Source organism: Thalassospira sp. MCCC 1A02898, assembly GCF_001618185.1.
Taxonomy (GTDB): domain Bacteria; phylum Pseudomonadota; class Alphaproteobacteria; order Rhodospirillales; family Thalassospiraceae; genus Thalassospira; species Thalassospira tepidiphila.
Genome location: NZ_LPXK01000009.1, coordinates 112,445 through 131,027 on the forward strand (window position 1 = coordinate 112,445; position 18,583 = coordinate 131,027).

The following is an 18,583-nucleotide window of genomic DNA, read 5'->3' on the forward strand; positions in this document are numbered from 1 at the left end:
TTTCAAGGCTTTGCATTTCTGCCATGCAAGAATGGTGATCTTGTCTGAAACATGGGATATTGCGCATTCCGCAATTGACAGCGCGCAGGGGCGATCCTATTCCAACATCATGACAAAGAAGCTTGCCATTGCGATTGCCCAACTCAACCCGATTGTCGGTGATGTCACCGGGAACCGGGACAAGGTTGTGGCTGCCTGGGAAACTGCGGCCGATCAGGCTGCGGACGTGGTTCTGTATTCTGAACTGGTCCTGTCGGGCTATCCGCCCGAAGATCTGGTAATGAAGCCGGCCTTCATGCGCCATCTGCATGACGCGGTCGAATTCATCTGCGAACACACGGCCAAACGCAAAGATGGTCCGGCCTTGCTGTTGACCACGCCATGGGAAGTCGATGGCACGCGCCATAACGCGGTGTTGCTGATTGATCAGGGCAAGATCGTTGATGTGCGCGCCAAGAATGATTTGCCCAATTATGGCGTGTTTGATGAAAAGCGCGTCTTTGCCGCAGGCCCGATGCCGACCCCGATATCCTTCAAGGGTGTCAAGCTGGGTGTGCCGATCTGCGAAGATGTCTGGACACCGAATGTCGTTGCCCATCTGGCGAACGCGGGGGCAGAAATCTTCCTCGTGCCGAACGGATCACCGTTTGAAGCCGACAAGGATGATTTGCGCCGTAAGCTGATCGAGGATCGGGTGCGCGAAAGCGGCAAGCCGATGATTTACTGCAACGAAGTCGGCGGTCAGGATGAGCTGGTGTTTGACGGCGGATCATTCGGGCTGAACGGCGATGGATCGCTTGCAGTGGCTCTGCCGGCCTTTACCGAGGATGTGGTGCTGACCACCTGGCAACAGGATGAAAGCGGTCAATGGCGTTGCACGGATGACGCGCCGAAGGTTGGCTATCCCACCGGGCTTGATGCGATCTATCAGGCGCTGGTTCTGGGCCTGCGCGATTACGTAAATAAAAACGGTTTCCCCGGTGTTGTGATCGGCATGTCGGGCGGGATCGACAGTGCGCTTTCGGCCGCGGTTGCGGTGGATGCGCTGGGTTCTGATCGTGTGCGTCTGGTGATGATGCCGTCGCCTTATACCTCGACCGAGAGCCTTGAGGATGCGGAGCTTTGCGCAGGCATGCTCAAGACCGGGATCGAGAGCATCAATATCGGTCCGGCGATGGCCGCGTTCGAACAGATGCTGGCCCCCGCCTTTGAAGGCCGCGATGCCGACATTACCGAAGAAAACATTCAGGCCCGTTCGCGCGGGATTATCCTGATGGGGCTTTCAAACAAGTTTGGCCACATGGTCCTGACGACCGGCAACAAGTCGGAAATGTCGGTTGGCTATGCGACGCTTTATGGTGATATGTGTGGTGGCTATTCGGTTCTGAAAGACCTTTATAAAACGACCGTGTTTAATCTGTGCCACTGGCGCAATGAACACAAACCGGTCGGGGCTGTTGGCCCGGATGGCATGGTGATCCCGGAGCGGATTATCACCAAGCCGCCATCGGCCGAACTTCGCCCGGATCAGAAAGACGAAGATAGTCTGCCGCCTTATGATGTTTTGGATGATATCCTGCATCAGATGATTGAAGGTGAGCGGTCTGTTCGCGATATCGTGGATAGCGGTCACGATGAGGCAACAGTACGCCGGGTCTGGCGGTTGCTGGATCGGGCGGAATATAAACGCCGTCAGGCACCCCCGGGGGTCAAGATCACCCCGCGTGCCTTTGGCCGTGACCGTCGCTATCCGATTACCAATGGTTTCACGAACCTTGTTACGTGATTGAAAAGTTTGAAATGACAAAACCTGTTCTGCGATTTGCCCCCAGCCCGACCGGGCTTCTTCACGTCGGTAACGCCCGTGTGGCGCTGATGAACTGGCTTTATGCCCGTAAATCTGGCGGGAAATTCATCCTGCGCTTTGACGATACCGATCCGGTACGCTCCAAAGACGAATATGTCGATGCGATCCGTGAAGATCTGACCTGGCTTGGCATCGACTGGGATCAGGAAGAACGTCAAAGCCTGCGTCAGGACAAATATGACGCGGCGATTGATGACCTGAAAAAGCGTGAATTGCTTTATCCGTGCTACGAAACCGAAGGCGAGCTCAACTGGAAACGCAAGGCTGCCCGCCAGCGTCACCAGCCGTTCATCTATGACCGCAAGGCATTGACGCTGTCTGATGAAGAAATTGCCGCCCTTGAGGCCGAAGGCCGCAAGCCGCATTGGCGTTTCCTTCTGACTGACGGCATGGTCGAGTGGGATGACCTGACGCGCGGGATCTGCTCGTTTGATACCGAACATGTGTCTGATCCGGTCCTGATCCGTGAAGATGGCTCGCTTCTTTATATGCTGGGCTCGGTGGTGGATGACCTTGAAATGGGTGTTACCCATATCATCCGCGGCGAAGACCATGTGACCAATACCGTGTCGCAGATCCTGTTGTATCTGGCGCTTGGCGGCAAGCCGGGCGCGCTTGAATTTGCCCATATGCCGCTTTTGGCAGGGCCGGGTGGCTCGCAGCTTTCCAAACGTCTGGGCAGCCTGTCGCTGCGCGAACTGCGCAATGACGGGTTTGAGGTCGAGGCGCTTGTTGGCCTCCTGACCGGCCTAGGTGCATCGGACAAGATCGAGCCTGCAAACCTTTCGCAGGTGCTCGAGAAATTCGATCTGGATCATTATGGCCGCTCCACCCCGAAATTTGATCCGGCCGAACTGGCCAGCCTCAATGAAAAAGTCATTCACGAAATGTCGTTTGAGGCCGCCAAGCCGAAGCTCGAAGCAGCTGGCATGGCAGATGCCGACGAGATGTTCTGGAATGCGGTGCGCGGCAATTGCTGGCGCGTGGCAGAGGCACTCGAATGGTGGGATGTGATCCACAAAAACGTCATTCCCGAAATCGATGCTGAGGATGCCGAGTTCCTGAAACAAGCCGCCGATATGCTGCCGGAAGGTGAGCTTGACGGCACCAGCTGGAAAACCTGGACCACGGCGCTTAAGGATGAAACCGGGCGCAAGGGCAAGCAGCTTTTCATGCCGCTGCGCAAGGCGCTGACCGCGCGCGAACATGGTCCAGAAATGTCGACGATGCTGGTTTTGATCGGGTCTGAAAAGGCGCGTGACCGGTTGTGTGGGAAGGCGGTCTAAGCATTTGCTTTGATCGCCGGAAAATGCACGCATTTGACCCGATAACACAGCCAAACGGACGTTTGAAATGACCAAAACCCTTCGCATCTTTGATACGCTCACCCGCGAAAAGCAGGTGTTCGCGCCGATTGATCCCGATCACGTGCGCCTCTATGTCTGCGGCCCGACGGTCTATGACTATGCACATGTCGGCAATGCCCGCCCGGTGGTGGTGTTTGATACGCTGGTGCGCGTGCTGCGCCATATCTATCCCAAGGTAACTTACGTTCGGAATGTCACAGACGTTGATGACAAGATCAACGCACGTGCCAAGGAAAGCGGCGAGCCGATTTCCGAAATCACCAAACGCACCCATCAAGCCTATCTAGAAGATATGGGCGCGCTGAATGCCGCCAAACCCGATATCGAACCGCGCGCGACCGAACATATCGCTGAAATGATCGCCATGTGCGAAAGCCTGATCGAGCAGGGCTTTGCCTATGCCGCCGAAGGCCATGTGCTGTTCTCGGTTGAGGCGTTTGATGACTATGGCAAGCTGTCGCGCCGTGACCGCAAGGAAATGATCGCCGGCGCCCGTGTGGAAGTCGCCCCCTATAAAAAAGACCCGGCTGATTTCGTTCTGTGGAAACCGTCGAGTGACGATATTCCGGGATGGGATAGCCCGTGGGGCCGGGGGCGTCCGGGCTGGCATATTGAATGCTCTGCCATGTCGACGCGCTATCTGGGCGAGAATTTTGACATCCATGGCGGCGGTTCGGATCTGGTGTTCCCGCACCATGAAAACGAACTGGCGCAAAGCTGCTGCGCGAACAAGGGTTCCAGCTACGCCAAATACTGGATGCATAACGGCCATCTGATGGTCGAAGGCGAAAAGATGTCCAAGTCATTGGGCAACTTTGTCACCGTGCATGAGCTGCTTGAAAAATGGCCGGGTGAAGCGATCCGTCTGGCGATGATGGGAACCCATTATCATCAGCCGATCAACTGGACCGAAGAAAACCTGCGTCAGGCCAAAGAGGCGCTTGATCGGTTCTATACCGCACTTCGTCAGAGTTCTGACGTGACCCCGGAAAATATGCCGGTGCCGCGTGCGGTGCTTGAAGCGCTGTGTGATGACCTTAATACGCCGCTTGCGATTTCGGAATTCCATAACCTTGTGACCAAGTTCAACAAGGCGGAAAAGAAGTTCGAACGTGCTGAAGCCAAGGGTGAAATCCTTGCCGCGGCCAAGCTTCTGGGCATTCTTGAAGCGGATCCTGAAGCCTGGTTCACCGGATCAGCCGACGAAGACGAGGCCGCCGAGATCGAAAGCCTGATTGCCCAGCGTGCGGATGCCAAGAAGAACAAGGATTTCGCAACGGCGGACAAAATCCGTGATGACCTTCTGGCACGTGGCATCATCCTTGAAGACTTCAAGGAGGGTACCAGCTGGAAGAGGGTTTGATAAGGCGTTATCAGGTTTTAATCGGGGGTATGGGATCGTGAAGAAGAGCAAAGTGCGGCCGTTATGGGTTGAGAAGGTCCGGTTGCTACGCAAACGTTTTTGGCAAAAATGTTATAGCCAGAACGGAGAGGACGCGTATCTACAGGCCCTGATCGGTGACCGTAAGAGGGGAACCTACGTCGATGTTGGTGGGTTTCATCCACGAAAGTACTCAAACACCCGACTTCTTTATGAGCAGGGATGGTCGGGCGTGAATATCGACATGTTTGAGACAAAGATTGCTTTGTTCAAGTTTGATCGACCAAACGACATAAATGTTTGTTGTGCAGTTTCAGACAAAGCCGGTGAGATGATTGCTTACGAGTTTCCAGGAATGGGAGCTCTCGACACCACGGACGAGGATATTGCGAACGAATGGGCCAAAAAGTTTGGACTTGATTATAAGAAACGGCCAGTCCCCACAAGAAGCTTGAACGACGTTCTTTCTGATAACGGTGTTGAGAAGATTGATTATCTCAACATCGATGTTGAAGGTGCTGAGATACCCGTACTTAACGGGTTCGATATTTCGCGTTTCCAACCTGATATTATCTCAATTGAAATCCATGGGCTTCTGGCGGAAGTGTCGAATACAGAAGCATACCAACTTCTCGTTTCTGCAGGCATGCAAATGGTCGCTTGCTTGCCGCCAACATATTTCTTCAAGCGAACAAACTGTTAGGGCGTGGTTGAAATTTAAAAAGGGCTGCAAACGTGATGTTTGCAGCCCTTTTTCGTTTGGGGTGATATAGGTCTCTTGCCAGTTTACCAAAAGTTGCGTTTGGGCAGATTTCTGCCCAAATCTTGATGGATCATGTTTGAAGATTGGTCCGAAGCAACGAAAAGGTGCTCTAAGCCATGTCTGAATTTGACCGTCGAGGGTTTCTGAAGGCTTCTGCCTCATTAGGCGCGCTTGGCCTGTTGGCGTCGGGTATGCCGGCGTGGGCGCAGGGAAGCTCCGATGCGCGTGCATCGGAAGTATTGCAAAAGCAAATCCCCTCAACCGGTGAAGAAATCCCCGCTGTCGGGCTTGGAAGCTGGATCACGTTCAATGTCGGCCAAGACATTGAGCTGCGCAATCAGTGCGCAGATGTGATGTCGGCGTTTTTCGATGCCGGCGGGCGCATGATTGACAGTTCGCCGATGTATGGCTCCGCCCAGGACGTGATTGGCTACGGGCTTGATAAGCTTGGTGCGCGTGATCGGGTGTTTTCGACCGACAAGGTCTGGACCGCAGGCGATGGTGCCGAACAGATCGCCGAGACATCAGATCGATGGAAGGTCGATCAGTTTGACCTTTTGCAGGTCCATAATCTTTTGGGCATCAATGAAAACCTGCCGCTTCTGTTCCGGATGAAGGACGAAGGGCAGTTGCGCCATGTCGGTGTCACGACCTCGCACGGGCGACGTACCGAAGACCTGATTGCGGTGATGAAGAACGAACGGCTTGATTTCGTGCAGGTGACCTATAACCCGATTGACCGCAAGGTTGAGGATTATCTTTTGCCACTGGCATATGATCGCGGGATTGCGGTGATTGTGAACCGGCCGTTTCGTGGCGGCAGCCTGACCGAGCGTCTGGAAGGCCAGCCCTTGCCGGAATTTGCCGCCGAACTTGAAGCCAAAAGTTGGGCGCAACTGATTTTGAAATATCTGATCGCCCACCCGGCCGTAACCTGTCCGATCCCGGCCACCACCAAACCGGCCCATGCGGCGGAAAACATGGCGGCCGCAACCGGGCCTTTGCCCGATGATAAAATGCGCGAACAGATCGCCGCCGTCATTGGCGTTCTGGTGTGATCAAGGCAATCGGGGGCAGACAGCATGACTGAATGGTGGGATTACGGACTGGCGGACCTGTTGCTGTTTTCGCCGCGTGTCTATTACCGGCTGTTTGAAACCATGAACACCACCTGGTGGCTGGTGGTTGCCAGTGCGCTGATTGCCGGGTTGATCGCATCGGGCCTTGCCCTGCGTCACGGTTTTCGCGGCAACCGGGTTATTCTGGTTTTGTTGGCACTGGTTTGGGCCTGGTCGGGTTATGGCTTCCTTTGGCAATATTATCAGCCGATCAATTGGGCGGTGCCTTATTTGCTTCCGGCCTTTGCCCTGCAGGTGGTTTTGTTTGCCATCTTTGCTGCGCGTCCATTGCCGCTTCGGTTTGGCTGGCGCGGGGATTTGTCGTGTTATGTCGGGGCGTCTCTGGTTGCCTTTGCGCTGATTGTCTATCCGTTTATTGGCCTGATTGAAGAGCGCGACTTGGTGCAGGCCGAGATTTTTGGCAGTGCCGCCGATCCAACAGCGCTTGGCACATTGGGCTTTGTTTTGCTGTCACGTGGCACCTGGAGGTGGGTTTTGCTGCCGGTTCCCCTAGCGTGGTGCGTGATATCGGCAGGTACGCTTTGGGTGATGGATCAGTACGTCGCGTATTTGATTCTGGCCACCGTCTGGGTGACTGTTTTTTGCGGCTGGCTTGATCTTAAAAACGGGGTCACCACCAAACGCCTGACCGAGGCTGAGATCAGAGACCCGGGTGCTTAGTCCAAAAAATCCCCTTCATACCGAAAAAAGTCTGGAAACTGAATGTGATCAGTGGTTTCGTACTTTTCGCTGAGACTTGTCATTTGTCTGAACCAACACGACATCAGACCAAGGCGCGCTGAGCTCACAGACAGTCCGGTAATCCCCAAAGTGCGAAAGGGCGATCCATGATCCAGGTTTTAACCAGTGTCTGGGCACTTCTTATTGGAGTTGTCCTGATCATGCTGGGCAATGGCATGCATTTCACCCTGATCGGTTTGCGTGGCGGGATTGAGGGTTTTTCCTCGGCCGAACTGGCGATTGTCACATCGGGTTACTTTGCCGGTTTCCTGTCAGGCGCGCGCATCACGCCACGCATGATCAAGCGGGTTGGCCATGTGCGAGTCTTTGCCGCACTCGGCAGCTTTACCTCAGCCGGGCTGATTGCCTTTCCACTGATTGCAGAGCCATGGGCATGGACGGCGTTGCGCGTGATATTGGGCTTTTGCATGTCGGGGATCTATGTGACGGCGGAAAGCTGGCTTAATGATGCCTCGACCAACGAGACCCGCGGCAAGGTTCTGTCAGCTTATATGATTGCCCAGACGCTTGGCATTATCGGGGCGCAGGGGCTTTTGACGCTTGGCGATGCTGCGAACTCGGCCCTGTTTATTGTTGCGTCCATTCTGGTGTCGATTTCCTTTGCGCCGATCCTGCTGTCGGCCTCGTCCGTGCCAGTGACCGAGGCGGCCCGCCCGATGGGGCTTAAGGAACTGTTTGCCGGGTCGCCGCTCAGTACCGTGGGCATCTTCCTGTTGGGCTGTGTGTATGCCACCCAGACCGGTATGGCGGCGGTTTATGGCACCCAGATTGAAATGACGACCGTGCAGATCGCGACCTTTGTCGCGATGCTGTTTGCCGGTGCGTTGGTGTTCCAATACCCGATTGGCTGGTTGTCGGACCGCATGGATCGTCGCAAGCTGATTTTCGGTGCGGCGGCGGTTGCCATGTCGGCCTGTATGCTTGGCTGGCTTTCGGGTAACCAGTTGGTCTTTATGATGTGTGCAGCCTTTGTCGCAGGCGGCATGACCACACCGCTTTATGCGCTGTTTCTGGCCTACACCAATGATTTCCTGTCACTTGAGGAAATGCCGGCGGCATCAGGCGGTCTGGTTCTGACCTTCGGGGTGGGGGCAATTCTTGGCCCGTTGATTGCCGGTTGGTCGATGGAGCATCTTGGCCCGCAGTCGTTCTGGCTGGTGCTTGCCGGGACCTTTGCGGTGATCGCGCTTTATGCGCTTTATCGCATGACGCGCCGTGAAGCCCTGCCGGTTGAAGAAACCGAAAGCTATGTCAGCGTTCTGCCGACGGCATCCCCCATGGCGGTTGAAACCGCCGGGGTATGGGCCGCTGAGCAGGCCGAGGCCGCCGCAGAAGAAGCCGCGGCTGAGGAGGCTGCTGCCGAGGAAGCAGCCGCTGAGGAAGCCGAAGCAGAAAAGGCCGAGGCTTCCGAAGACAAGGCCCCCAAGGCATAGCCTTTCACTGACAGCTTAGCGGTTGAACAACAACCGCAGCCCGACGGCGGCAAAGAACACACCAAGCAATCCGTTGGTCCATCCGGCGCCCCGGCGATAAATCGAAATCGCCGGGGCGGTGGAGAAGGCGGTGGCATAAAGCAAATGAATGCAGGTTGAAATCAGACCACAGCCAATCACGATCGCCGCCCCAACCCAAAGCGGGGCACCTTCGTGAAAGCCGATTGAAATGATGGCAATCCAGGTCAGGATGGCCTTGGGATTGGTCAGGTGAAGTCCCAATCCGCGAAAGTAATACCCGCGTCCGGATATCTTTCGGGCATCAACGGCGTGGGCAATATCTGATGTGGTGGGTGGTTTGCGAAATGCCGTACGAAACGCCCGATAGGACATCCACAGCAAATAAAGCCCGCCAAAAATCCGGATGGCCGTCATCGCATCGGCATAAGTGGCAAGGACGGCGGACAAACCCGTCAGGGTCAGAAGACCGATCGAAAACGATCCGGTTCCGATGCCAAGGGCAAAATGTTGACCAGCACGACGGCCCTGATCAAGTGACACGCCCATCAAACCCAAAAGGGCAGGACCGGGGCTAATCAGGCCGACAAGCAAGGCAGCATAAGACAGCAATATTCCGGGCAGATATTGCCCAAACTCGGCAAGGCTGATCATGGCGCGTTTCCTTGATAAGGTGGCGTCAGCCAAGCGTAGATCGAAGCAAGGTTATTGTCGAGCAGGCAAAAAAAGACCCCTGCCAATGCAGGGGTCTTCAGAGAAGTAATCATATCCCAAACCAACTGGAAGGGGAGGGACGCATTTGAGATACTTTACTTCTTCTGGAGTTTGGCTTGTTCAAGGGACCAGTATTCCATGTCAAACAAGTCTGCTTCGTTGATCGGTTGGAAGGTGCCGACCTGTTCGGCTGCATTGATGATGCGCGCAGTTTGTTCGCCAAGATCACCGGCAATGCGTGCAGCCTTGTCATTAGCACCAAGCCCGATCAATCCGGTTTCCTTGACCAGAACCATGCGTGGCCACGGATCAAGCATGACTTTCATTTCGCTGGCGTTCGGCGCATTGCGTTCAAAGTATGCCCTATAGCGTGCCTTGTAATCATCGATTGCTGCTGTGATGTCGTCGGCGGTCGCATTGGCGCTGACGATCAACGGGAACGGCTTTATGCGGATGACGTGATCAGGCGTCGCGGTGCCGCGTACGGCAATGGTTTCAAGATTACCATTGGACAGATATTTGCGGATGGATGGTGTGCTGCGGAAATCGGTCGCGAGGCTTTCGGCAAAGGGCGAGTTTCCGGTACGCAGGCCGGCCTCGATTTTTTCAAGAAGCGCCGGATCAATTTCCTGGTCCGAGCTTTCCGGGCCGGGCAAGGCAATGCCCTTGGCCGCAAGGTAGTTTTCCGCGTCAGTCACGAAATCGATCATGCGGTCATAGGATTGCTTGGCGGTATCCCCAAAGGTGAACAGACCGTGGTTCTTCATCCAAAGACCTTCGCAATCGGGGAACTGGTCATACAGGTCTGCGCCGGCAATCGAAAGGTCGTAGCCCGGCATGACATAGGGCAGGAATGCCAGACGATCCCCATAGATTTCACGCATGATGTCTTCGGAGTGGTCCTGGTTGGCGAGCGCGAGGACGGCAGTCGAATGCGTATGGTCGACAAAATCAAACGGCAGATAGGCATGTAGCAATGCTTCGACCGACGGGTTTGGGGCAGACGGGTCAAGCAGGTTGGTGCGCAGAAGCGCGACCATTTCCGGATCAGAGAGTTTCTTTTCCTTGCGTGCGGCATGAAGCGGGGCGAGCTTCACCGCCGGCAATCCCGGGGCTTCAATGGTTTCAAGGTCCCAACCGCTGCCTTTGACATGCATGATGGCGTCACCATTCGCGTCGGTGACCTTGACGGATGTGTTGCCGCCGCCATGCAAAACAAGGTCTGCGACCTGGCCGATGATGCGCGATGTATAAACGCGCAAGCCCAATGCTTCGGGCTGTCCCGCTGCCTTGGCTTCCGCGGCGTAGCGGTTTGCGTCGTTTTCGTTCCAAAGGTTTTCCATGGGGCAATATCCGTAGCTTTTAAAAATGGCTAAACAAATTCGGGTACGGCACACCCCCAGGAATGCCGTACCCGCAGTGCCAAAGATCAGAAATCGAAATCGTCGATATTGTCTTTGGTAAAGACAGTGCGGTTCGGCAGCAGAATGATGCCGTTACCGTCTGCTTCGTAGTCGTAACCCTGAACACTGTTCGGGGAGACCTCAACGGTGCCAACGCCCGGAATATCAAGGGTGTCGCCGACATTCATCGGACCGTTTTCAAGCACGTGGTTGGCAACATAGACCGAAATCTTGCCCTGTTCGGTGACATCCCACAGGCCGAAACGTTCGACGGTACCGCGTTTGACATACGGGCGCATGACGTTCGGTGTCGAGAAGCCGACAATGGCAACGCTACCAGCGCGATCAAGGTTTTCGGCCGCCTGTGCCGATGCCGGAAGGGCGTTAGCATCCGGTGCGATAATCGCATCAAGATCCGGATAGGCTTTCAGGATGCTTTCCGCAGTCTGAAGCGATTTCTGGGCGTCGTTATAGCCGTACTGGGTGGTCACAACTTCCCATTCCGGATGCTCTGCGGCGATTTTCGCCTTGGCGGCGTTTGCCCATGCGTTCTGGTCGGTTACGGTCGGGCTGGAATAGAAGAAGGCAACCTTGGCCTTTTCCTTTTTGATGCCGTTATTGGCCATGTCGACCAAAAGACCGCCAAGCTGCTCTGGCGTACCCTGGTTGATATAGTAGCTACGGCATTCCGGTTTTACGTCGCTGTCCCAGGTCATGACCAGAACGTCGCGTTTCATCGCGCGTTCGAGGGCCGGGCACAGGCCATCAGGGGAAACAGATGACAGAATGATCGAGTTATAGCCCTGGTTGACGAAGTTGTTCACGAACTGGACCTGACCCGATACGCTTGGTTCGGTCGGACCATCATAGGTTACGTCAACACCAAGTTCCTTGCCGGCCGTGGTTGCGCCGTTGCCGCCGCTGGTAAAGAAGCCAACACCGACAAGTTTCGGAATGAAGGCAATCTGGTTTTCGGCAAACGCCGGTGCAGCGGCCAGAAGCGAGCCAGCAAATGCTGCTGCTGTCACCAGTTTAAAAGTTCTTCCTGACATTTCTTTCCTCCTTAAGATGCTGCGCGTTTTCGGTTCGTCGCCATTATTCGCGCAGCGACAAAATCGGCCAGCACGGCACTTCCGTGACGCAATGCGACCGCAACAACCAGCAACGCACCGGAGAGCGCGCTGGAAATCTGACTGGGGACACCGCTCATTTGCAGGCCCTGCTGCAAGTAACCGATGACAAGGGTGGCCAACAGGGTGCCGATGATCGATCCCTGACCGCCGTAAATTGACGCGCCACCAAGAACAGCGGCGGTAATGGCGGGCAACAAAGTAGCCGTGCCAAGGTCAACACGGGCCGACCCGAAATAGGATGACAGAACAAGCCCTGCGACAGCCGCAAAAACGCCGGTCATGACATAGGTGATTGTCTGAATGGTTTTGATGGAAAGGCCGCTATAACGTGCTGCATGTTCGCTTAGTCCGCACATAAAGACGGACCGTCCAAAGCGCGAATAATGCAGGACGACAAACAAAATAACTGCTTCGACCAGAAGAACCAGGAATGGTGCGGGAAGGCCTGCCAGTTCAAAATAGGCAAAGGACGTGAAGGCGTCTGGGAAATTACCAATGCCTTCATAGCCGCTTGCACCGACGACGCCCGAAAGCACCGTCGCAGCACCGCCAAACAGGTACAAACTGCCAAGGGTGACAACAAGCGGCTGGATACGTGAGACATGAATGATGGTGGCGTTAAACAGCCCGGCCATTGCCCCGGATGCCAAGGATGCCAGAATTGAAATCGGCAATGGCATGCCAAAGAAGTTGGCGATGCCAAAGACAATCGCACACAGTCCGACCGCAGATGCAAAGGACACATCAATGCCGCCTGCGATGATCACGATGGTCAAGGGCAGGGCAACGATCCCGATCTGGGCAAAGTCGCTGGTGCTATACAGCAGGTTTGACAGGTTCAGGAACCGCGGATTGATCATGCCGAAGATGGCAAATTCGGCAACCAGCATAAGAAGCAGGGCGGCTTCCCAGCGCAGAAGATAACGTTTCATCATTCGCCTGCCTCCTGCGGACGGTGGTCGGTGGGGGTATCTGATCCGGTCGGGGCAGATTGGTTCGGGGTATGATGGTGATGCACCGCATAGCGTTTGGCGCGGATGGCGCGATCAACGGCCATGCGCACACGGCCATCAAGCAACAGCACAAGAAGCAGAACCGCACCGGCGATGAAATCGTTCCAGAAAGCCGGGATTTTCAGGAAAACCAGCGCACTGTCGATTGAGGTCAGGAATATGACGCCGACAAAAATGCCGGGCACAGTGCCGCTGCCACCCAGCAAGCTCACACCGCCCAGAACGTTTGCTGCAATCGCCTTAAGCTCGACACCGTTGCCTGCCTGGTTGGGGATAAAGCCGATTTGTGCGGCAAAGATCATCCCGGCAATCGCTGCCAAAAGGCCGGCGGCAACGAATGCGGCGATCTGTACCAGTTTGACCGGGATACCAAGGTGCCGTGCCGCTTCGCGGTTGTCGCCAATCGCATAGAAGTACCGCCCGAACCGGGTTTGGCGCACAAGAATCCCAACAATGATCAGGGCGGCAATAACGATGATGGTCAGGACGGAAAACCCGACCGCGCCGTTATCTGCCAATGCCTTAAGCGAAAGGGGAAGTTCTTCGATCCAGTTCCCGCCGGTCAGGATTAACATAACGCCACGAAACAGACCCAGCGTGCCAAGGGTTGCAATGATCGAAGGCACATTAAGCAAGGTCACCAAAAGACCGTTGATTAATCCGGCAACGGCCCCGGTCAAAAGGCAGGCTGCAATCGCAACGCCAAGGCTGTGCCCATCATTTAGCATCATGCCCAGAACGACCGCGCTCAGACCAAGGACAGATCCGCTTGAAACATCAATGTTGCGGGTCAGGATCACCAGCATCGTGCCGAGTGAAACCGACAAGAGGACCAAGCTGTTGGACATGACTACAGAAGCTGTCGACAGCGACAAATAGCCCGGTGCCGCGGCACCGATCAGAAGAAAGGCAAGAACGGTGACAGCACACAGGGTCGCCACACGGTTGCGTGCGAAGAAATCAAGCATGTGAATGGCTCCCGGACTCAAAGGCGAGGTGGGCGATGGCATCAACCGTGATGGCATCGTGGTCAAGCGCGCCGCATTGCAGGCCGTGCGCCATGACCACCACCCGGTCGGCAAGCTGTTCGATTTCGTCAAAGTCTGATGAAATCAGAACAACGCCCAGTCCCTTGGCAGCCAGTTCGCGGATAAGCTGGTAAATGTCGTTGCGTGCGGCGACATCAACACCACGGGTCGGTTCATCAAGGATCAGCACACGCGGATCCGCAGCAAGGCATTTGGCCAAAAGGACCTTTTGCTGGTTCCCGCCAGAGAGACGACCGGCATTTTGGTCTTCGCTTTCGCACTTGATGCCAAGGCTTTGTCGGAAGTTGGCAAAGGCTGCGGTTTCAGATTTGTGTTTCGGGAAAAAGCCCAAACGATGCATGGTGTAGCCCGACATGTTCCATGCAAGCGATGCTTCGAGAAACAGGCCGTTTTGCTGACGATCTTCGGGAAGGTAAACAAGACCCGCATCAACGCAATCGCGCGGGGAGCGTTTTTTAAGGGTGTTGCCAAGCAGACTGACATTGCCATTTCGTGATGGGCGCAAACCAAAAAGTGTTTCGGCCAGTTCCGAACGCCCAGCGCCGACAACACCGGCAAGGCCAACGATTTCGCCCGCCCGCACATTAAAGGAAATGTCGCGGAAACCCTCGCCACTGAAACGGTCAACTTCCAGAACGACTTCACGACCGGAGAAATCGGTTGCCAGTTCGGCGCGGGTCACAGGTTGGGCCGATTGCGGGGTTTTGGTCATCGCTTCGACGACCTGGTTGTCGTCATAGTCATCAAGCGATCCTGAAAGAACGATCGCGCCGTCGCGCAGGACGCTAATCACACTGCAGATTTCGCGAATTTCGCGCAGCTTGTGAGAGATAAAGAAGATGCCAACGCCCTGCGCCTTGAGCTGGCGTACGCGATCAAAAAGCGCGTTTGCCTCGTGCGGTGTCAGCGCGGATGTCGGTTCGTCAAGGATAAGGACACTTGCCTTGCGAATGAGGCCGCGCATGATTTCAACAATCTGGCGATCAGCGATTTCAAGGGTGGCCGCCTGGGCATCAAGGTCAAGGCTGACGGCAAGATCACGCAGCAATGCCTCGGCCTCGGCGCGCAGGGCGCGCGGCTTGGCTTTCAGGCCAAGGCAAATGTTTTCGAGAACCGATTGGTTAGGAAGGATGTGTGCTTCCTGCGGGACCAGATAAAGGCCGAGTGCCTGTGCGCTTGCAGGTGAGGCCGCGCTTAGTGCCTGTTCGTTGATTTCAATCGATCCCTGATCGGCGTCGACCAATCCGGCAATGGTTTTCATCAAGGTCGACTTGCCGGCGCCGTTCCCGCCCAAAAGCGCATGAACTTGTCCGGCAAGCAATTCAATGTTGATCCCCTTAAGAACCGGCGTGCCGCCATAAGATTTCCATACATCGGCAACACGGACCGCAACACGGGGTTTTGTATTCTGTTCCATCCCTAGAGGCCTGTTCATTTGTTTTTATGTAAAACATTTGATCACACCGAAATGGGTTCGTCAACATTCATGATGTTTTGGTGAAACTGATTCTTACACCATTATGCGGCTTAAAATGATGCTGCAGCGCGATATTCAACAAGGGAATGTTTCTGGTTCTTACAGGTGTTGACGTGATCATTTGTTTTTACGATAATCAAATGAACAGTTTGTAAGAATCCGGGGATGAGGAAGATGGCGTCGGACACAAATGACTGGAGCTATGCGGACGCAGAAGAAGAGACGCTAACCCGTATTGCTTGGTATTACTACAACGATGGCATGACGCAGGGGGAAATCGGCGAGAAGCTCGGTCTTTCGCGTATTAAGGTTTCCCGTCTTCTGGAAAGTGGGCGCCGTACCGGCATCATTCAGGTGCGTATCAATTCGCGCTATCAGGGATGCCTTGAATATGAGCAGCGTCTTCAGGAAAGCTGGGGTCTGCGCGAAGTGCGTGTTGTGCCACATCTGGAAAATGGCGATCTGAATGAACGTCTGGGACAGGCGGCTGCGCAGTTTTTGATGCAGCGTCTTGGCAATGACGATCTGCTTGCGGTTGGTTGGGGGGCGACGGTCAGTCACACCATTCAGCGCATTGGTCACATGGCCAATGAACGCAATGTATCGCTGGTCAGCCTGACGGGTGGTGTCGCGACCTATGTTGACGGCATGCGCACGGCAAACTGGGGTAGCAGCGTGCATCTTTTGCCCGCACCGCTTGTCGTTTCCGAAGATGCGGTGGCCACCGCCCTTATGAGCGAGCCTGGCATTTCAAATGTTTTGGAGATGGCGTTGAATGCGGCGTACCAGTTGGTCGGGATTGGTGAGCTTCATAGCGAGTCGACGGTTGTTCGCAGCGGTTATGTCACTCCAGACGAGGTAGAACCTCTGCGCCGGAAGGGCGCTGTGGGCGATATTCTGTGTCAGTTCTTCGATGATAATGGTGATGTCCTTGATCTCTCGCTGCATCAACGGGTCATCGGGGCGCGTCTTGAATCCCTGAACAAATCAAAGAACGTCATCGCCGCTGCTGGCGGTGATGCCAAGGTGCGTGCAATCCGTGCGGCCCTTAAAGGAAAATATGTCGACATCCTGATTACGGATGAAAAAACGGCAGAAAAACTGTTGGAGGAAGTCTAGGGAATGGCAGCAGGAGATTATGTTCTTGCGATTGATGCTGGAACGGGCAGTGGCCGGGCGGTCGTATTTGACCGGGACGGCAACCAGTTGGGATCGTCTCAGCGCGAATGGTGGCACAAGGAAGATCCGCGCTTTCCGGGATCGATGGATTTCGATGTCGAAGGCAACTGGAAGCTGATCTGTGATTGCATCAAGGGTGCGTTGGCCGAGGCTGGCGTTACGGGTGATGATATTGCTGCTGTCAGCGCAACCTCCATGCGCGAGGCCATCGTTGCCTTTGATAAGGATGGCAATGAAATCTGGGCCTGTGCGAATGTTGACGGGCGCGCTGTTGATCAGGTGCGTGCCCTTAAGGAAGGCTTTCCCGGTGTGGAGGAAGACCTTTATAGCCGGACCGGACAGACCTTTGCGCTTGGTGCCTTGCCGAGGCTTCTGTGGATCAGTCAAAAGATGCCTGACATCTATGGAAAGATTGACCGCATAGCCATGTTGTCGGACTGGGTGGTGGCCCGTCTGTCGGGCGTAATTTCCTCCGACCCGTCAAATGCCGGAACCACGGGCATTTTCGGATTGCGCGAACGCGCTTGGCGGCCTGAAGCTATGCGTGCGGTTGGACTGCGCGATGATATCTTTCCCCAAGCCTGCGAAACCGGTACGGCGGTTGGTCATGTGACCGCAAAGGCCGCCGGGGAAACGGGGCTTTCGACCCGAACGGCGGTTGTTGTAGGTGGTGGCGATTGTCAGCTTGGTACGGCGGGGCTTGGTGTTACCGGTATCGGGGATTGTGCGGTTCTGGGGGGCACGTTCTGGCAGCAGATCGTTAATGTCGATGCTACCTTGACCGATCCGTCAATGAATTTGCGCATCAACCCGCATGTGATCACTGGCCTGAACCAGGCCGAAGCGATCAGTTTCTTCGTCGGCGCGGTCATGCGCTGGTTCAGGGATTCCTTTGGTCAGGAAGAGCTTGCCAAGGTCAGTGACCCGGGTGATGCCTATACCTTGCTTGAGCAACAATCACGTGACGTGCCGCTTGGTGCGCATGGGGTTATTCCGATTTTCTCCGATGTCATGCGCTATGGCAGCTGGTATCACGCCGCACCGTCCTTCCTTAATCTGAGCATCGATCCGGCAAAATCCGGAAAGGCGGTTCTTTTCCGCGCCCTTCAGGAAAATGCCTGCATTGTTGCAGCCAGAAACCTTGAGGCCATTTTCACGCTCAGTGGTCAGCGTCCAGACAAAATCGTCTTTGCGGCCGGGGCTGCGAAAAGCACGCATTGGTCGCAAATGTTGGCCGATGTTACCGGCATCCCGGTTGTCACCCCAGTGATCAAGGAGGCCACCGCACTTGGCTGTGCGGCCGCGGCGGCTGTTGGTGGCGGGCTTTATGATGACCTTGCCGCACTCGGGCGCGACTGGGTGCGTTGGGAGCATACGTTTGAACCCAACGTGTCGCTTAAATCCGAATATGACGCCTTGGGCGACCGCTGGGCGCAAGCATATAGCGCGCAACGCCAACTGGTCGATCAGGGGGTTACGACCTCTATGTGGAAGGCGCCGGGTGTCTAATTCCGGCAAGATATTTATCGCATTTAATTAGTTAAAAAGGATACATCATGCTTGTACAAATGGTGCATATCGAAGTGAAGCCGGGTCATGTTGACGAGTTCATCGAAGCGTTCCGGATCAATTACGAAGGCACACGAAAGAACGAAGAAGGCAACCTGCGTTTTGACGTTCTGCGCGACCCGGAAAACGAACATAAATTCATGATCTATGAAGTGTTCAGTTCCGAAGAAGCGTTTCAGGCGCATCGCCAGACCGAGCATTACAAAGAATGCGTGCGCCGCATCGACCCGATCATCACCGGTCCGCGCACCAAAACCTATTTCAATGCAGAAATGGCCGATTACCTCTAGGTCGCAGGACCTGTTCATGGCGAGAAATCGCAAAAAAAAGCCCCGGT

16 protein-coding genes are annotated in these 18,583 nt (G+C 55.2%); 10 read left to right on the plus strand and 6 right to left on the minus strand.

Annotated elements, in window-relative coordinates; genetic code table 11:
* The first annotated feature begins 109 nt into the window (after positions 1 to 109).
* The 7 genes from AUQ41_RS07220 to AUQ41_RS07250 all read left to right on the plus strand — a co-directional run bounded on the left by AUQ41_RS07220 (position 110) and on the right by AUQ41_RS07250 (position 8,691).
* Positions 110 to 1,786: an NAD+ synthase gene (locus tag AUQ41_RS07220; RefSeq protein WP_063088011.1), complete on the plus strand. Its 1,677-nt coding sequence runs from the start codon at positions 110 to 112 to the stop codon at positions 1,784 to 1,786.
* A gap of 14 nt (positions 1,787 to 1,800) precedes the next feature.
* Positions 1,801 to 3,153, plus strand: coding sequence for a glutamate--tRNA ligase (gene gltX / locus AUQ41_RS07225; RefSeq protein ID WP_063088009.1), 1,353 nt, complete (start codon positions 1,801 to 1,803; stop codon positions 3,151 to 3,153).
* Positions 3,154 to 3,220: 67 nt separating this feature from the next.
* Positions 3,221 to 4,597: a cysteine--tRNA ligase gene (cysS, locus tag AUQ41_RS07230; RefSeq protein WP_063087399.1), complete on the plus strand. Its 1,377-nt coding sequence runs from the start codon at positions 3,221 to 3,223 to the stop codon at positions 4,595 to 4,597.
* Between the two features lie 37 nt (positions 4,598 to 4,634).
* A complete protein-coding gene (locus AUQ41_RS07235) occupies positions 4,635 to 5,318 on the plus strand; it encodes an FkbM family methyltransferase (RefSeq protein WP_063087401.1) in 684 nt (227 codons plus the stop codon).
* Positions 5,319 to 5,494: 176 nt separating this feature from the next.
* Positions 5,495 to 6,436 carry an aldo/keto reductase gene (locus AUQ41_RS07240; RefSeq protein WP_063087403.1) on the plus strand — a complete coding sequence of 314 codons (942 nt, stop codon included), beginning with the start codon at positions 5,495 to 5,497 and terminating at the stop codon, positions 6,434 to 6,436.
* A gap of 24 nt (positions 6,437 to 6,460) precedes the next feature.
* A complete protein-coding gene (locus tag AUQ41_RS07245; protein WP_063087405.1) occupies positions 6,461 to 7,177 on the plus strand; it encodes a hypothetical protein in 717 nt (238 codons plus the stop codon).
* Positions 7,178 to 7,344: 167 nt separating this feature from the next.
* A complete protein-coding gene (locus AUQ41_RS07250) occupies positions 7,345 to 8,691 on the plus strand; it encodes an MFS transporter (RefSeq protein WP_063087407.1) in 1,347 nt (448 codons plus the stop codon).
* A gap of 15 nt (positions 8,692 to 8,706) precedes the next feature.
* Here the strand turns inward: AUQ41_RS07250 and AUQ41_RS07255 are convergent, their stop codons facing one another.
* The 6 genes from AUQ41_RS07255 to lsrA all read right to left on the minus strand — a co-directional run bounded on the left by AUQ41_RS07255 (position 8,707) and on the right by lsrA (position 15,438).
* Complete coding sequence (locus tag AUQ41_RS07255; protein WP_063087410.1) at positions 8,707 to 9,363, minus strand: LysE family translocator; 657 nt, start codon at positions 9,361 to 9,363, stop codon at positions 8,707 to 8,709.
* Positions 9,364 to 9,518: 155 nt separating this feature from the next.
* Positions 9,519 to 10,766, minus strand: coding sequence for a class II aldolase/adducin family protein (locus AUQ41_RS07260; RefSeq protein ID WP_063087412.1), 1,248 nt, complete (start codon positions 10,764 to 10,766; stop codon positions 9,519 to 9,521).
* A gap of 86 nt (positions 10,767 to 10,852) precedes the next feature.
* Complete coding sequence (gene lsrB / locus AUQ41_RS07265) at positions 10,853 to 11,878, minus strand: autoinducer 2 ABC transporter substrate-binding protein LsrB (RefSeq protein ID WP_063087414.1); 1,026 nt, start codon at positions 11,876 to 11,878, stop codon at positions 10,853 to 10,855.
* 11 nt (positions 11,879 to 11,889) lie between these two features.
* Positions 11,890 to 12,894: a histidine kinase gene (locus tag AUQ41_RS07270; RefSeq protein ID WP_198155621.1), complete on the minus strand. Its 1,005-nt coding sequence runs from the start codon at positions 12,892 to 12,894 to the stop codon at positions 11,890 to 11,892.
* On the minus strand, positions 12,891 to 13,940 hold the full coding sequence (gene lsrC, locus AUQ41_RS07275; protein ID WP_083952825.1) for an autoinducer 2 ABC transporter permease LsrC: 1,050 nt from the start codon (positions 13,938 to 13,940) through the stop codon (positions 12,891 to 12,893). Before lsrC ends, AUQ41_RS07270 begins: the two co-directional genes overlap by 4 nt.
* Complete coding sequence (lsrA, locus tag AUQ41_RS07280) at positions 13,933 to 15,438, minus strand: autoinducer 2 ABC transporter ATP-binding protein LsrA (RefSeq protein WP_063087416.1); 1,506 nt, start codon at positions 15,436 to 15,438, stop codon at positions 13,933 to 13,935. The genes lsrC and lsrA overlap by 8 nt, the downstream gene beginning before the upstream one ends.
* Before the next feature lie 234 nt (positions 15,439 to 15,672).
* Between lsrA and AUQ41_RS07285 the strand changes: the two genes are divergently transcribed.
* The 3 genes from AUQ41_RS07285 to AUQ41_RS07295 are packed head-to-tail and all read left to right on the plus strand — an operon-like array spanning position 15,673 to position 18,536.
* Positions 15,673 to 16,617 carry a sugar-binding transcriptional regulator gene (locus tag AUQ41_RS07285; RefSeq protein ID WP_063087418.1) on the plus strand — a complete coding sequence of 315 codons (945 nt, stop codon included), beginning with the start codon at positions 15,673 to 15,675 and terminating at the stop codon, positions 16,615 to 16,617.
* A gap of 3 nt (positions 16,618 to 16,620) precedes the next feature.
* On the plus strand, positions 16,621 to 18,186 hold the full coding sequence (lsrK, locus tag AUQ41_RS07290) for an autoinducer-2 kinase (RefSeq protein ID WP_063087420.1): 1,566 nt from the start codon (positions 16,621 to 16,623) through the stop codon (positions 18,184 to 18,186).
* 47 nt (positions 18,187 to 18,233) lie between these two features.
* Complete coding sequence (locus tag AUQ41_RS07295; protein ID WP_063087422.1) at positions 18,234 to 18,536, plus strand: antibiotic biosynthesis monooxygenase; 303 nt, start codon at positions 18,234 to 18,236, stop codon at positions 18,534 to 18,536.
* Positions 18,537 to 18,583 lie beyond the last annotated feature (47 nt).

What these genes read in the sequence shown, in the direction of transcription:
- lsrB (WP_063087414.1), bottom strand. Translation starts at nt 11,878, where the DNA reads ATGTCAGGAAGAACTTTTAAACTGGTGACAGCAGCAGCATTTGCTGGC.
- lsrA (WP_063087416.1), bottom strand. Translation starts at nt 15,438, where the DNA reads ATGGAACAGAATACAAAACCCCGTGTTGCGGTCCGTGTTGCCGATGTA.
- AUQ41_RS07255 (WP_063087410.1), bottom strand. Translation starts at nt 9,363, where the DNA reads ATGATCAGCCTTGCCGAGTTTGGGCAATATCTGCCCGGAATATTGCTG.
- gltX (WP_063088009.1), top strand. Translation starts at nt 1,801, where the DNA reads ATGACAAAACCTGTTCTGCGATTTGCCCCCAGCCCGACCGGGCTTCTT.
- AUQ41_RS07240 (WP_063087403.1), top strand. Translation starts at nt 5,495, where the DNA reads ATGTCTGAATTTGACCGTCGAGGGTTTCTGAAGGCTTCTGCCTCATTA.
- lsrK (WP_063087420.1), top strand. Translation starts at nt 16,621, where the DNA reads ATGGCAGCAGGAGATTATGTTCTTGCGATTGATGCTGGAACGGGCAGT.
- AUQ41_RS07295 (WP_063087422.1), top strand. Translation starts at nt 18,234, where the DNA reads ATGCTTGTACAAATGGTGCATATCGAAGTGAAGCCGGGTCATGTTGAC.
- AUQ41_RS07270 (WP_198155621.1), bottom strand. Translation starts at nt 12,894, where the DNA reads ATGATGAAACGTTATCTTCTGCGCTGGGAAGCCGCCCTGCTTCTTATG.
- lsrC (WP_083952825.1), bottom strand. Translation starts at nt 13,940, where the DNA reads ATGCTTGATTTCTTCGCACGCAACCGTGTGGCGACCCTGTGTGCTGTC.
- AUQ41_RS07260 (WP_063087412.1), bottom strand. Translation starts at nt 10,766, where the DNA reads ATGGAAAACCTTTGGAACGAAAACGACGCAAACCGCTACGCCGCGGAA.
- AUQ41_RS07245 (WP_063087405.1), top strand. Translation starts at nt 6,461, where the DNA reads ATGACTGAATGGTGGGATTACGGACTGGCGGACCTGTTGCTGTTTTCG.
- cysS (WP_063087399.1), top strand. Translation starts at nt 3,221, where the DNA reads ATGACCAAAACCCTTCGCATCTTTGATACGCTCACCCGCGAAAAGCAG.
- AUQ41_RS07250 (WP_063087407.1), top strand. Translation starts at nt 7,345, where the DNA reads ATGATCCAGGTTTTAACCAGTGTCTGGGCACTTCTTATTGGAGTTGTC.
- AUQ41_RS07220 (WP_063088011.1), top strand. Translation starts at nt 110, where the DNA reads ATGACAAAGAAGCTTGCCATTGCGATTGCCCAACTCAACCCGATTGTC.
- AUQ41_RS07285 (WP_063087418.1), top strand. Translation starts at nt 15,673, where the DNA reads ATGGCGTCGGACACAAATGACTGGAGCTATGCGGACGCAGAAGAAGAG.